Raw genomic sequence first — 14,034 nt, forward strand, 5'->3', positions numbered from 1 at the left:
CCGAGAGGCGTCTCGTCGTCCTGACAAAACGTGGTAGACCCCTACAGACTGGCCAAGGCGACTACACAACCACTCAAGCGCGCCAAGCGCCGGACTCGGCGGCCGCCGCGACGTAGTCGGCGAAGTCGCGCGGCTCCCGGCCCAGGGCGCGCCGCACCCCGTCGGAGACCTTCGCCTCGAAGCCCTGCTGGACCGGGTACAGGGCCGCGGCCCAGAGTGCGGCGTCGGCGGCCGGGACGCCCTGTGCGCCGAGCTCCGCGATGAAGTCCGGGGTGGAGAGCCGCGTGTACGTGGCCTTGCGGCCGGTCGCCGCCCCGATGAGGTCGAGCACCTCGGGCAGGGACACCGCGCGGGGGCCCGAGAGTTCGTACGTCTGACCGTTGTGGCCGTCCTCGGTCAGGGCGGCGACGGCCACGGCGGCGATGTCCTCGACGTCGATCCAGGTCGCGGCGCCGTCGCCGGCCGGGAGCCTCAACTCGCCCGACAGGACACCCTCGTTGAAGAAGCCCTCGTCGAAGTTCTGGGCGAACCAGCCCGGGCGCAGCACCGTCCAGGCGAGGCCGGATTCGCGGACGGCCGCCTCGCCGGCGAGGAACGCGTCGCTGGTGGAGGGGTCCTCGCCGTAGTAGCCGGGGGTGTCGACACCGCGGGCGGAGAGCAGTACGAGGCGGCGGACGCCGGCGTCGGCGGCGCGCCTCGCGAGTTCACGGGTGCGCGGTTCGGTGTCGTTCTGGACGATGTACACGCCGGACACGCCGTCGAGGGCCGGGCCCCAGGTGGTCTCGTCGAGCCAGTCGAAGCGGGTTTCGCCCGAGCGCGAGGCCGACCTGACCGGGACTCCGCTTTCCGTGAGTCGGCGTACCACCCGACGGCCGGTCTTTCCGGTGCCGCCGATGACGAGTACGGGATCGGGTACGGGATTCTGAACCGAATTCTGTGTCATGGGCCGATGGTAATTCGTGGATTCGTTTCCGACACCGGACGATGACCCGCCGGTGAACGGCCGATGAGTGGGGCCGGGCAGCATCACACTTGCGACCTCATCTGCAGCGGCCGCGCCTGGACAAAAGAATTGGGAGTATCCGAATGACTGCCCTCACGAACAAGACTGCTCTGGTCACCGGTGGCAGCCGGGGCATCGGCCGCGCCATCGCCCAGCGCCTGGGCAAGGAGGGTGCGCTCGTCGCGCTCACCTACTCGAGCGACGAGGCCGCCGCGAAGGAGACGGTGAACTCGATCGAGGCCGCGGGCGGCCGTGCCTTCGCCTTCCGCTCCGCCCTCGGTGTCGCCGGTGACGCCGACGCCCTGTGGGCCGCCTTCGACGAGCGGATCGGCGCGCACTCCGACACCGCGGGCCTGGACATCCTGGTGAACAACGCGGGGATCGCGGGTCCGGGTCTGATCCACGAGGTGTCCGAGGCCGACTACGACAAGGTCTTCGCGATCAACGCCAAGGCCCCCTTCTTCATCATCCAGAAGGGCCTGGACCGCCTGCGCGACGGCGGCCGCATCATCAACATCTCCTCCGGCGTCACCAAGGTCGCCTTCCCCGGCATGACCTCCTACGCCGCCAGCAAGGGCGCCATCGAGGTCCTCACCCTCACCCTCGCCCAGACCCTCGGCTCCCGCCAGATCACCGTCAACGCCGTCTCCCCCGGCACCATCGAGACGGACATCCACCCGTGGATGGCCATCCCGGAGGCCAAGGCCCAGGCCGCCGCCTTCTCCGTCTTCAACCGCGTGGGACAGCCGGGCGACGTCGCCGACGTCGTCTCCTTCCTCGCCTCCGACGACGCCCGCTGGGTCACCGGCCAGAACATCGACGTCAGCGGCGGATCCGGCCTCGGCATCTGATCCACCCCACACACCCGACGTCACGGCTCGGACGTCGGGTTTCGGTCCCCACGCCGATCGGCCTTCCGTCCGCACACGGAAGACCCGGACGCCGCCGCCTCCACCGCACAGGGGGGCGGCGGCGTCCGTCGTGCGCCGGTTCCGCCGGCGCGCGGGCGGTCACGCGGTCGCGGTCACGCGGTCACGGTCACGCGTCGAAGGCCCCCGGCCCGAGGGGTTGTCCCTCGGGCCGGGGGCCCGGTCGGTGCGCCGGCCCCTGGATCAGGGCAGTCGGCCCGTGGATCAGGGCAGTCTGATCGACAGGGTGTGGCGGAACACGTTCCGCGGGTCCCACTGGTTCTTCGCCGCCTGCAGGCGGCAGTAGCCGTCCTTGAAGTACAGGTGGTGCCAGGCGATCCCCGAGGTGTTCAGGGTCGAGTCGGCCAGGTCGGCGTCGGCGTAGTTGATGAACGCGCCGTCGTTGACCACGCCCGGGCGGGGGACGCCGCCGGTCGCGGCGTGGACGTCGCGGTAGAACTCCCGGATCCAGGCGAGGTTCGCGGCGTCCTCGGCCGGGGTGGCCCAGAGGTTGACGAACAGCATCTTGATGATCGAGTCGCGCTGTGCGGTGGCGGTCGCCGAGGTGGCCGGCACGTTGGCGGCGGCGCCGTAGCCGGCGATCTCCACGAGGGCCGCGGAGTTGGTGTAGTCGTTGCGCGTGAGGTGCTTGTAGAACGCCTTGATCTGCGCGGCCGGCATGGTCTTGCGCAGGTAGGAGGACTTGGCCTTGAAGCGGCCCTTGCCCTCGAAGCCGGAGCCGCCGAGACCCGGCCAGTGCAGGACGTTGTACAGCCAGTCGACCCGCCGGCGGGTGTCCACCCGGTACGTCAGGCCCGTGCCGGCGACGATGGCGGCGAGGTAGTCGTCGAGGAGCTGGTCGGCGTTGGGCAGGGCCGAGTCGATCTGCGAGCTCATCAGGAACTCGCCGGCCAGCTTGTGCCGCGGCTTGATCGCGCTGAAGAGCTTGGCGTACGGGGAGGTGGCCGAGGAATTGTCCTCGTGCCACTTCGTGAAGTTGTGCAGCAGCCGGGTGAACGCGGCCTCGGTCATGCCGGTCCAGGAGAAGGCGACCTCGGAGATGATCAGCTCGCGCGGGGCCTTGGGCAGGAACAGGGCCGGGTCGGTGGAGGTGGTGTTGGGGCTGCGGAACCAGTAGCGGGTGACGATGCCGTAGTTGCCGCCGCCCGCGCCGGTGTGCGCCCACCACAGTTCGCGGTTCGGGTCGTTCGCGTCGCGGGTGGCGACGACCTTGCGGGCGACGCCCGCGCTGTCCACGTGCACGACCTCGACGGCGTACAGGTGGTCGACGGTGACTCCGTGGGAGCGGGCCAGCGGACCGTACCCGCCGCCCGGTATGTGACCGCCGACGGAGACCGTCGGGCAGGTGCCACCGGGGATGGTGACGCCCCAGGTGTTGTACAGGGTCTCGTACACGCTGCCGAGCTGGGCGCCGGCCTCGACCGCGACGGCGCGACGGCTCGCGTCGTGGGCCACGCCGGTCATCGCCGAGATGTCGATGAGGACGCGGATGTTGGCGTTGCTCGTGAAATCCTCGTAGCAGTGGCCGCCGCTGCGGACGGCGAACCGGACCCCGCGGTCGAGGGTCTCCTGCACCGCCTGGACCACCTGGTCCGCCGTGCTCGCGACCAGCACGTAGTCGGGGGTGCCGACCCAGCGGCCGTTGGCCCCCGCGACCAGGCTCGCGTAGCGCGGGTCGGACGGCGCCACCGTGACCAGGGAGGTCGTGGCGATGCCGGCGGCGGCCGTCGGCTCGGCGGCGAACGCCTCGCCCGCCCAGCCACCCAGTGCGGGCAGAGCCAGGGCCGCGCCGCCGGCGGCCGCGGTGTGTCTCATGAACACCCGGCGGGAAACTCCGGTCATTAGCGTGTACCTCCACGAAGAAATGGTTCTGGAGTCACGGAACTCGACATCACGCCGCACACCGGGTGGAGGCGGGGTGGAGCCAATGGCCGTCAATCCCTTTGAAACGCAGATTATCGGCCAGATTCCATCGTGAAGTAATCCGTGACCAATTCCGCTTGTGGAGGTCCGAATCAATTGGTAAGGGCATCGAAAATGCGGGAATCCCGCGCCCCGGATCCGGGGTCGGACGGCTTCAGACCGCCCAGACCCCGGTGGGGGCCGGCCCGCGTTCGCGCAGGACCCCGAGCGACCCGCCGAGCGGGACCTCCAGCGCCTCGCGGGTGGCCTCGCAGAGCTGGATCTCGCCGGCCGGCGAGAGTTCCAACAGGCACTGGCAGGTGTCCAGCAGCGCGCCGTTGACGGAAGGCGCGGCGGAGGGGTCGTCGGGACGGTAGCGGACCAGCGCGTTGCCGGTCGCGACGGCGGCGTGCAGGGTCAACCCGTACCAGGGCGAGGGGTTCGGGGCGCCGTCGGTGGCCGGATCGGTGAGCCGGTCGCGGATGGCCGCTGCCGCGCGGACCGCCCGCAGGGCGCTGTCCTCGTCGCCGTCCGCACGGAAGAGGCCGAGGGAGACGGCGCCGATCGAGGTGACGGCGTCGCCGCCGAACCGCTCGATGCGGCGGCGGGCGATGGCGTTGACGCTCTCGAACATCTCGTCCATGAACTCGGGCGCGCCGCCGGGTCGTTCCGCGGTGATCCGGGTCTGCACGAGAAGCACGCTGATGCGGCGGCGCTCGGTCACCACGGCCCGGGACAGGGGCTGGGGGGCGGGCTGCGACCGTCTGACCGACCCGGCGCGGGGCGAACCCGGGCGCTCGGCCAGCAGCAAGCCGCGGGGGTGGGTGGGCACGGCGGCCAGCATCCGCCGCCGGTCCTCGCGACGGTCCTCGCGCGGGTCCGCGTACCGCTGCTCGTAGCGCTCCTCGTACAACTCCTCGCGCGGGTCGTCACGGTGGTCGACGCGCGGGTCGTCCCGACGGTCCTCGCGCAGGTCGTCGTCACGGTGGTCGACGCGGCGGTCCTCGCGCAGGTCGTCGTCGCGGTCGTCGCGGCGGTCCTCACGGTGGTCCCGGTCCTCGTGCCGCTGCTCGCGGCGCTCCTCCCCGGGACCCGCCGCCCGCCGGGCGGCCGGGCGGGTATCCCGGACGTCCTCGCGCCGGCGCACCTGTCCCCCGGGGACCCCGACCGGGGCCGATCCGCCGAGGACCACCGCCGCGGGGGCGAGGTTCAACGTCGGGTCGTGGGCCAGGATCGCCTGCTGGAGGCGGCGCAGCTCGTGGCCCGGTTCGAGGCCGAGGTCCTCCACGAGCGTGACCCGGATGCGGTTGTAGACGCCGAGTGCGTCGGCCTGCCGCCCGCAGCGGTAGAGCGCCAGCATCAGCTGCCCGGAGGCGCGTTCGCGCAGCGGCTCCGCCTCGACGGTGGTCTCCAGCTCGCCGAGGACGGCGTAGTGCTGGCCGCAGCGCAGCTTGGCCTCGAAGTAGTCCTCCAGGACGTCGAGGCGGGTGTTCTGCACGGCCGTGAGTTCCGGCCACATGGTGCCGGTCTCGACCAGGTCCGACAGGACCGGGCCGCGCCACAACTCCAGCGCCTCGCAGAACCGGTTGGCGGCCTCGTGCGGGGAGCCGCCGGACAGCAGGGCGCGGCCCTGGCGCACGCGCCGGCGGAAGAGGTGGAGGTCCACGTGGTCGGGATCGACGCGGATCATGTAGCCGGGCGCCCGGGTGACGAGCTCGGCGGGCGCCCCGTCGAAGCCGGGGTCGCACTGGTTCAACATGCCGCGCAGTCCCCACACGGCGTTCTGAAGGATCTTCCGCGCCGTGACCGGAGCATTGTCGGTGCTCCAGAGCGCGGCGAGGAGTTGGCTGGTGGGAACGACCTGGTTGGCCTGCAACAGCAGGTATCCCAATGTGGCGCGCGGCTTGGTGCCACCGAGCGGTACCGGCTGGTCAGCGGACATCACTTCCAGCGGACCCAACATCCGAAAGCGCATATCTCCCCCGGTCCTGCGGCTGATAGCTCATGCTCACTCGACCGGAAGGTTACAAACCAACACGCCGGTTTGTCAAAAGGTTAGATGAGCACACCGGAGGTTCGAGAAGGGTGATTCCGACGCCCGCCCGAGAGCCCTCAACTTCGGTAAAACAAAAGGCCAGAGGGCCCGGGAGGGGGGATCCCGGGCCCTCTGGCGGTGGGGCGACCACTGGGGGTAGGTCGCCATACAGGGGGACTGCTTGCCGGCCACTCAAGGGGTTCGCGACTGATTCTCGACCCCTAAACAGCACGAGCGGTCTGATTTTGCTCAGGCGATCGGTGCGAGACTCGCGCCATCCGTGTCCCGGATGATCACGCACACATCGCGGAGCGCCTCTTCCAGCCGGCCGATCTCCTCGTCCGTCAGGTACACCGACGGCTCGAACCGCAGGGTGTTCACGGCGCTGGAGGTGGGGAACGTCCGGATCCGGTGCGCGCGGAGCATGTGCCCGGCGACGAAGTACCCGAAGAACCCGCTCTGCGCGACCGCCTTGAGCGGCTCGGCCGAGGAGCCCGACTGGTCGTGGAACTCCAACCCCAGCATCAGGCCGCGGCCGCGCACGTCCTTGACCGTCTCGGGGAAGTCGTCCCGGACCGAGCGGAGCATGGCGAGCAGCCGCGCGCCGCGCTCGGCCGCGCGCCGGTAGACCTCGCCGTCGTCGGCCTCCATCAGTTCGAGCACCTTGAGGGCGATCAGACAGGAGAAGCTGTCCTTGGCGAACGTGGAGCTGTGCGCCAGCTCGAACTGGCCGCGGTAGAGCGGCTTGCGCACGAGCATGACGGCGGCCTTGGCGATGCCGCCGCCCAGGCTCTTGGCGAGGGTGTAGTAGTCGCCGCGCAGCCCGAGGTGGGTGGCCGCGAGGAAGCTGCCGGTGCGGCCCATGCCGGTCTGCACCTCGTCGATGACGATCGGGATCCCGGTCTCCGCGCAGACCTCCTGGATCTCGTCGGCGAACTCCCGGCTCAGCTCGTGGATGCCGCCCTCGCCCAGGACGGGCTCCAGGACGAAGGCCACGAAGAGCGGGAAGTCCCGCTCCACGACCTGGACCTGGCCGCCCTCGACGACGAGGTCGAGCAGGTGGGCGCGCTCCTCGTCGATGATCTTGCGGATCGTGCCGGGCCGGTCGCGCGGCACGAACCGGGACTGCGCGGCCAGCGCCTTGAACGGCAGCCGGTACCCCTCGTTGTGGGTGAGCTGCACGCTGCCGGCGAGCTTGCCGTGGAAGCCGCCCTCGGGAACGAGGAAGAGCGGGCTGCGCCCGCGCTGGGCCTCGTTGCGGGCGAGGACGTCGGTGACCAGGTCCTCGAAGGACTCGGCGACGGCGGCCGGGACGCTCGCGACGCCGGCCTCGACCTGTCCGCGCACGTCGGCCAGGTGGGCGGCGATCTCGTCGGAGAGCGCGGTCAGGCGCAGGCCCCGGTCGAGTTCGGCGTGCTTGATGGCGGCCTCGACGGCCTCCGCCCCGCTGTTGGCGAAGATGGCGTAGTACTGCTCGTCGTCCCCGCGTTCGCGCTGGATGATCCGGTTGAGGACCTCGGCGACGTCGTTGGCGTACGGGTGCCGCGAGAACTGCGCGTGGACGGGCGTCTGCGCGTCCAGCAGTTCCTTGGCGTACGCGTTGATCCCGGGGTGGTTGTGCCCCAGCATCAGCGAGCCGTAGCCGCCGACGTAGTCCAGGACGGGGATCTCCCGGCCGTCCTCGTCGCGCAGGTAAAGGGTGTTGCCCTCGCCGCGCACGTACTCGGCGTCCAGACCTCCGGAGGCGAGCACCCCCAACAGGAAGGGTTCCGCGTACTCGGTCGTGGCCGTGGTGGGTTCGGCGGTCATGTCATCCCCTTCAGGCTCGGGTGGTGGACTCTTCGCGGACCGCGGCGGCCGGCTGCGTGCCGGGCTCCGACTCCGCCGTCCCGGCCTGCTCCGGCTCGGCCGGGGCCTCGGCGGCGGGTGCGCCGATCGCGGGGATGTGGCGCAGCAGGGCGAGGACGATGACGCCCGTGACGACGGCCAGTCCGGCGCTGACCCAGGCGGTGGCCTGGAATCCGGAGGTGAACGCGTCGCGCGCGGCGGCCACCAACTGGGCGCCGAGGTCGGCGGGGAGGGAGGCGGCGGCGTCGGTGGCGCCACCGACGGTGTCCCGGGCGGCCTCGGCGGCCTCGGCGGGGATCCCGGCCGGGGTGTTGTCGTCGACCGCGCCGCGGTAGACGGCCACGGCGATGGAACCGGTCACCGCGATGCCCAGGGCGAGCCCGAGGTCGTACGCGGTCTGCCCGGTGGCGGCGGCGGAGCCGGCCTTCTCCGGCGGGGCCGCGCCGGCGGCCAGGGAGGTGCCGAGGACGCTGATCGGGGCGACACCGAACATGATCACGGCGAGGCCGAGGGCGGCGGGCACGATGCCGTCCTTGTCGGGGCCCGCGAGCCCCGTCAGCCAGAAGCCGACCAGGGTGACGACCAGACCCGCGGTGATGACGAAGGCGGGCCGGATCCGCTTGGCGAACACCGGGGTGAGCTGCGAGCCCAGGATCAGGCCGGCGGCTCCGGGGAGCAGCCAGACGCCGGCGGCCAGCGGGCTGAGTTCACCGGCGACCAGCAGGTACTGCGGGACGAGGTACTCGACGCCGTTGAGCGCCATCATGCCGAACAGCAGGGTGAGCAGCGCGCCGGTGAAGGCGCGGGTCCGGAACAGCCGCATGTCCAGCAGCGGGGTCTCCAGCGCGTTCTGCCGGCGGACGAAGACCACGGTGAAGACGGCGCCGATCAGCAGGGCGGCCAGGTTGCCCAGGCTCCAGCCGATCTCGGCGAACTTCTTGACGGCGTAGACGATCGGCAGGATCGCGGCCAGGAACAGCACCACGCTGGCGAGGTCGATCCGGCCGGCGTTGGGGTCCTTGTACTCGGGCAGCAGCGCCGGCGCGAGCAGCAGCGGGACGAGCATGACGGGGACGCCCATCAGGAAGACGGACCCCCACCACCAGGAGTCGAGCAGCACCCCGCCGATGACGGGGCCGACGGCGATGCCGACGGAGAGCGCGGTGACCCAGGTGGCGATGGCGGTGGCCCGCTGCCGGTCGTCCTTGAACATGTGGATGATCAGCGAGAGCGTCGACGGGAGCACGGCGGCGCCGGCCACGCCGAGCAGCGCGCGCGCCACGATCAGCATCTCCGGGCTGGTCGAGTACGCCGCGAGCAGCGAGGAGACGATCACGCCGAGCGAGCCCAGGATCAGGAGCTTGCGGCGGCCGATCCGGTCACCGAGGGTTCCCATGACGACAAGGAATCCGCAGGTCAGGAACCCGTAGATGTCCGTGGTCCACAGCAGCTGCGAGCTGGTGGGCCGCAGGTCGGCCGTCACGTAGGGGGTGGCCAGCCACAGCACGCCCAGGTCGGCCGTCATCAGTGTCACCGGCAGCAGCAGGACCAGCAGTCCGAACCACTCCCGCGGCCCGGCCCGCAACTCCACCGCGGGGGCGGAGGTGTTCGAAGTCATGGTTGTCCCTTCATCAGTTTTCTGTCGGTGTTGCCGGGGGGACCGTGTGGACCCGCCGGATGATCTCGGCGGCGACCGTGTCGGGGTCCTGTTGCGGCTGCCAGTGGGAGGTCTTCTCCAGCGTCACCAGCCGGTAGGGGCCGGTGACGTGCTCCGCGGTCTTCTCGACGGAGAGTTCGCTGACGGCCGTGTCGGTGCGGCTGTAGACGAAGGTCGTCGGGACGGTGACCGGCCCGAAGGCGAGGTCCTCGCCGAGCAGGTTGTTGGCGCGGTACCAGTTCAGGGCCGCGTCCAGTACGCCGGGAGCGGTGTGGGTGGTGACGTACCGGGCGATCTGGGCGTCGGTCAGGACGCCCTCGCCGACCTGGTTGAACCAGCCGTGCAGTTCGACGGCGTCGTTGGCCAGGAAGTGGTCGGCGGCGCCGGCGGAGACGAGGAACTCCACGTACTGGGAGCTGTGTTGCTGCTCCTCGTCGACCCGGTAGGCGTGCTGGTACGCGTCGAGGTGCGGGATGGCGAGCGCGGTGAGCGTGCGCACCCGCTCGGGCCGGCGCGCCGCCAGGTACCAGGCCACGGCCGCGCCCCAGTCGTGGCCGACGACGTGGGCGTCGGCGACGCCGAGCGCGTCGAGGATGCCGAGCGCGTCGGCGGCGAGGTGTTCGAGGCGGTACGCGTCGACGTCGGTCGGGCGCGCGCCGTCGGAGTAGCCCCGCTGGTCGGGGGCGATGGTGCGCAGCCCGGCGGCGTGCAGCAGGGGCGCGGTCTCGGTCCAGGACTCCTTGTTGTGGGGGAAGCCGTGGAGCAGCAGGACGGGTTCGCCGTCGGCGGGGCCGTCGACGGCCACGTCGAAGGTCAGGTCGTTCAGGGTGATCTTCACGGCTGCTCCTGGACCGCGGCGATGGCGGCCTCGATCTCCGGGTCGTGCAGGACGGCCGGGGAGTCGACGAGGCCGATGACGCGGGAGTAGGCGCGGGCCACGGCGTCGTCGCGGGACGCGGCCTCCTGGACCTGGGCGATGAAGGCGTGCGCCAGCTGGACCTCCTCGGTCCGCTCGCCCTCGACCTCGGGGAAGCTGAGGTCGGCGCCGACGGCCATCTCCCAGCAGCCGTCGACGGCGTCGGCGGCGAGGTCCTTGAAGTAGGCGATCGGGTCGGGCCGCCGGGACTCGGCGGTGTGCCGGCGCAGCACGAGCGAGCCGAGCGCGGAGACGGTCATGCCCTGCGCGTAGCTGGGGTTGAAGCTGCAGACGGCGTCGCCGATGACCAGCAGGCCGGCCGGGAAGTCGGTCAGGCGCTGGTAGTGGCGGCGCAGGTTGGTCGGGAACTTGTACGCGACGGGCTCGTCCAGCGGCTCGGAGACCTTGAGCACCTCGTGGATGTCGGGCGCGGCCAACGACTCGATGAAGGCGTGGAAGCCCTCGGGGGTGGTGGCCGGGTGGTCGCCGAGGATGCCGTAGGCGGTGACGATGGAACGGCCGCCGTCGATCTTCTGGCAGATCGCGCCGCGCGGGACTCCGGCGGAGGCGACGGTGTTGATGGAGATGTTGCCCTCGAAGGCCTCGTCCGGGACCCGGTAGTAGCGGGTGGTGTAGCCGAGGCCGATCTTGTGCTTCTCCTCCTCGACGGCGTCGAAGCCGAACTCCTGAAGCCAGACGGAGGTGCGCGAACCGCGGCCGGTGGCGTCCACGACCAGGTCGGCCTCCACCACCTCCTCGACGCCGTCGCGGCGCACGACGACCCCGGTGACCTCGCGGCGGTCCTCGCTGGTGACCAGGCGCAGGATGTCGGCCTGCTCCAGGAAGGTCACCTCGGGGAGCGCGAGCACGCGCTCGCGTATGTGGCGCTCCAGGAAGGGACGGCTGGAGGTGAGGGCGAACAGGCCGGAGTGGACCTGCCGCAGGCGCTTGCCGTTGATGATCCAGCGGACGTCGTCGGCCACGTCGCCGAGCTGCGCGCCGGCAGCCTTCATGTCCTCGGTGATGCCGGGGAAGTACTCCTCGACGATCTGCTGGCCGCGGGCGAGCAGACCGTGCAGGTGGTGGCCCTGCGGCAGGCCCCGGCGGAGTTCGTTCGGTCCCGTCAGCTCGTCGCGGTCCACGACGAGCACCTCCGCGAAGTTCTCGGAGAGGGCGCGGGCGGAGAAGAGTCCCGCCATGCTCCCGCCGAGGACGACCGCGCGACCTCCGCGTGCGTTTTCGGCGGATCCGGGGTTGGCCCCTTGGGAAGATGCAGCACTCACAGCGATCAGCTCTCCTTGAATTCGCACGTCACTACAGCGCAGCTGGAGCTCACCGGATCGAGTAAGTCCGAATGAAGCGCGTGAGCCCGCATTCACGGTAGCCAGGTGCGTTCCACCGGCCGCTCACTGTGTGGCAACGGCGGGGTCACCAGCCGTTCCCACAGGCCTGGTTACCAGGCCATGACTGTCCACGAGGTCGCTTTCACTAGCCTGTGAACCCAGGCGCATCGAACCCGGGGCACATTCCTCCGGGCACGTCGAATCGGGGAACGTCGAAATTCCGGCGCATCGAATCCGGGCACGTGGAGCCGGTGGTGTGTGAGGCCGGGGCGTTGATCCGACACGTGAATCCGGGCGCATTCGACCCGGGCGCATTTCCTCCGGGCGCGTTGAATCCAAGAAGGGGCAGCCGAGCGTGGTGACCAGTGAGCGGAATCCTGTAGCAGCCGGGGCGCACACCGAGAAGGTGGAGCAGATCGCTGTCGTGGGGCTGTCCTGCCGGCTCCCCGGAGCCGACGGCCCGGCCGCGTTCTGGGAGCTCCTGCGGAGCGGGCGAGGTGCCGTCGACGAGGTGCCGCCGGGCCGTTGGGGCGTACCCGAGGACGCGGTTCCCGGTGACGGCCGGCAGCGCGGCGCGTTCCTGGACGGGGTGGACCGGTTCGACGCCCGTTTCTTCGGGATCTCGCCGCGCGAGGCCGCGGCGATGGACCCGCAGCAGCGGCTCGTACTGGAGTTGGCCTGGGAGGCGTTGGAGGACGCGGGCATCGTGCCCGAGGCGCTGCGCGGCAGCCGTACCTCGGTGTTCGTCGGCACCCTGCGCGACGACTACACGAACCTGCTGTACCAGCACGGCACCGAGGCGATCACCCCGCACACGATGACCGGGGTGAACCGCGGTGTCATCGCGAACCGGGTCTCCTACCACCTGGGTCTCCAGGGCCCCAGCCTCACCGTGGACTCCGCGCAGTCCTCCTCGCTCGTCGCGGTGCACCTCGCCTGCGAGAGCCTGCGGGCCGGGGAGTCCGTGCTCGCGCTCGCGGCGGGTGTGAACCTGAACCTGCTGACGGAGAACGCCACCACGGAGGAACGTTTCGGCGCGCTCTCCCCCGACGGCGTCACGTACACGTTCGACTCCCGGGCCAACGGCTTCGTGCCCGGCGAGGGCGGCGGGGTCCTGGTCCTGAAGCCGCTCTCGCTCGCCCTCGCGGACGGCGACCACGTCCACGGCGTGATCCGCGCGAGCGCCGTCAACAACGACGGTGCCACGCCCGGCGGTCTGACCGTGCCGAGCGCGGCCGCGCAGGAGCAGGTGGTGCGCCTGGCCCACGAGCGGGCCGCGCTCGGCGCCGGCGAGCAGGTCCAGTACGTCGAACTGCACGGCACCGGCACGCCCGTCGGCGACCCGATCGAGGCCGCCGCGCTCGGCGCCGCGCTGGGCGCGGACCGGGCGCCCGGGGACCCGCTGCGCGTCGGTTCCGTCAAGACCAACATCGGGCACCTGGAGGGCGCGGCGGGCATCGCGGGCCTGATCAAGACGCTGCTGAGCATCACCCACCGCGAGCTGCCCGCCAGCCTGAACTTCGCGAGCCCGAACCCGGGGATCCCGCTGGACGCACTGGGGCTGGCGGTGCAGCGCGAGCACTCCGCCTGGCCGCACCCGGAGCGTCCGTTGGCGGCGGGCGTCAGCTCCTTCGGCATGGGCGGCACGAACGCGCACGTCGTGGTCACCGAGGGGCCCGCCGTCCCCGCGCCGCAGGAGCCCACCGAGGCGGCCACCGAGGCGCTGCCCTGGGTGCTGTCGGCCCGGTCGGACGAGGCGCTGCGCGCGCAGGCCGGCCGGCTGGCCGCGTTCGCCGCCGCCGACGGCGCCCCCGACCCGGTGGACACCGCCTTCTCGCTGGCGACCACCCGCACGGCCTTCGAGGAACGCGCGGTCGTGGTCGGCACCGACCGGTCGGCGCTGGTGGAGGGGCTGCGGGCGCTGGCCGAGGGACGGCCGGGCGCCGGAGTGGTCCGGGGCGCGCCCGCCGCGGGCACGACCGCGTTCCTCTTCACCGGCCAGGGCGCGCAGCGTCCGGGGATGGGCGAGGAACTGTACGCGGCCTTCCCGGTGTTCGCGGACGCCTTCGACGCGGTCGCCGGGGAGCTGGACCCGCTGCTGAAGCGCTCGATCCGCGAGGTCATCGCCTCCGGTGAGGCGCTCGACGAGACGGGCAACACCCAGCCCGCGCTGTTCGCGGTGGAGGTGGCCCTCTACCGGCTCCTGGAGTCCTGGGGTCTGGCCCCGTCCCATGTCGCGGGCCACTCCATCGGGGAACTGGCCGCCGCGCACGTGGCGGGGATCCTGTCCCTGCCGGACGCGGCGAAGCTGGTGGTCGCCCGGGCGAGGCTGATGCAGGCCCTGCCCACCGGCGGCGCCATGATCGCCGTGCAGGCCACGGAGGCGGAGGTCCTGCCGCTC

General features: G+C 71.5%; 9 protein-coding genes. 2 read left to right on the top strand and 7 right to left on the bottom strand.

Features of this window, described 5'->3' with window-relative positions; translation table 11 throughout:
- Positions 1-73: 73 nt before the first annotated feature.
- Entirely contained in the window at positions 74-943 is an 870-nt protein-coding gene (locus tag ADK55_RS19930; RefSeq protein WP_053680596.1) for an NAD(P)H-binding protein, read from the bottom strand.
- Positions 944-1,086: 143 nt separating this feature from the next.
- Here ADK55_RS19930 and ADK55_RS19935 point away from each other — a divergent pair, with 143 nt between their 5' ends.
- On the top strand, positions 1,087-1,854 hold the full coding sequence (locus ADK55_RS19935) for an SDR family oxidoreductase (RefSeq protein WP_053680598.1): 768 nt from the start codon (positions 1,087-1,089) through the stop codon (positions 1,852-1,854).
- A gap of 282 nt (positions 1,855-2,136) precedes the next feature.
- On the opposite strand, the gene ADK55_RS19940 is transcribed toward ADK55_RS19935, so the two are convergent.
- The 6 genes from ADK55_RS19940 to ADK55_RS19965 form a co-directional block, all read right to left on the bottom strand.
- Complete coding sequence (locus ADK55_RS19940) at positions 2,137-3,774, bottom strand: FAD-binding oxidoreductase (RefSeq protein ID WP_053680599.1); 1,638 nt, start codon at positions 3,772-3,774, stop codon at positions 2,137-2,139.
- Between the two features lie 235 nt (positions 3,775-4,009).
- Positions 4,010-5,776, bottom strand: a complete 1,767-nt coding sequence (locus tag ADK55_RS39905) for an AfsR/SARP family transcriptional regulator (RefSeq protein ID WP_234350155.1) — start codon at positions 5,774-5,776, stop codon at positions 4,010-4,012.
- A 342-nt stretch (positions 5,777-6,118) separates the two neighbouring features.
- Positions 6,119-7,678: an aspartate aminotransferase family protein gene (locus ADK55_RS19950; protein WP_053680603.1), complete on the bottom strand. Its 1,560-nt coding sequence runs from the start codon at positions 7,676-7,678 to the stop codon at positions 6,119-6,121.
- Between the two features lie 10 nt (positions 7,679-7,688).
- Positions 7,689-9,335, bottom strand: a complete 1,647-nt coding sequence (locus tag ADK55_RS19955; protein WP_053680605.1) for an MFS transporter — start codon at positions 9,333-9,335, stop codon at positions 7,689-7,691.
- Between the two features lie 13 nt (positions 9,336-9,348).
- A complete protein-coding gene (locus tag ADK55_RS19960; RefSeq protein WP_053680607.1) occupies positions 9,349-10,212 on the bottom strand; it encodes an alpha/beta fold hydrolase in 864 nt (287 codons plus the stop codon).
- The gene (locus tag ADK55_RS19965) at positions 10,209-11,573 is read right to left on the bottom strand and encodes an FAD-dependent oxidoreductase (RefSeq protein ID WP_234350156.1); all 1,365 of its coding nucleotides are present in this window, start codon (positions 11,571-11,573) and stop codon (positions 10,209-10,211) included. Before ADK55_RS19965 ends, ADK55_RS19960 begins: the two co-directional genes overlap by 4 nt.
- Positions 11,574-12,039: 466 nt before the next feature.
- On the opposite strand from ADK55_RS19965, the gene ADK55_RS19970 reads away from it, so the two are divergent.
- The coding region (locus ADK55_RS19970) for a type I polyketide synthase (protein WP_234350158.1) at positions 12,040-14,034 on the top strand (1,995 nt) is incomplete at its 3' end.

Source organism: Streptomyces sp. WM4235 (assembly GCF_001279725.1).
Classification (GTDB): domain Bacteria; phylum Actinomycetota; class Actinomycetes; order Streptomycetales; family Streptomycetaceae; genus Streptomyces.

What these genes read in the sequence shown, in the direction of transcription:
- ADK55_RS19955 (WP_053680605.1), bottom strand. Translation starts at nt 9,335, where the DNA reads ATGACTTCGAACACCTCCGCCCCCGCGGTGGAGTTGCGGGCCGGGCCG.
- ADK55_RS19935 (WP_053680598.1), top strand. Translation starts at nt 1,087, where the DNA reads ATGACTGCCCTCACGAACAAGACTGCTCTGGTCACCGGTGGCAGCCGG.
- ADK55_RS19940 (WP_053680599.1), bottom strand. Translation starts at nt 3,774, where the DNA reads ATGACCGGAGTTTCCCGCCGGGTGTTCATGAGACACACCGCGGCCGCC.
- ADK55_RS19930 (WP_053680596.1), bottom strand. Translation starts at nt 943, where the DNA reads ATGACACAGAATTCGGTTCAGAATCCCGTACCCGATCCCGTACTCGTC.
- ADK55_RS39905 (WP_234350155.1), bottom strand. Translation starts at nt 5,776, where the DNA reads ATGTCCGCTGACCAGCCGGTACCGCTCGGTGGCACCAAGCCGCGCGCC.
- ADK55_RS19950 (WP_053680603.1), bottom strand. Translation starts at nt 7,678, where the DNA reads ATGACCGCCGAACCCACCACGGCCACGACCGAGTACGCGGAACCCTTC.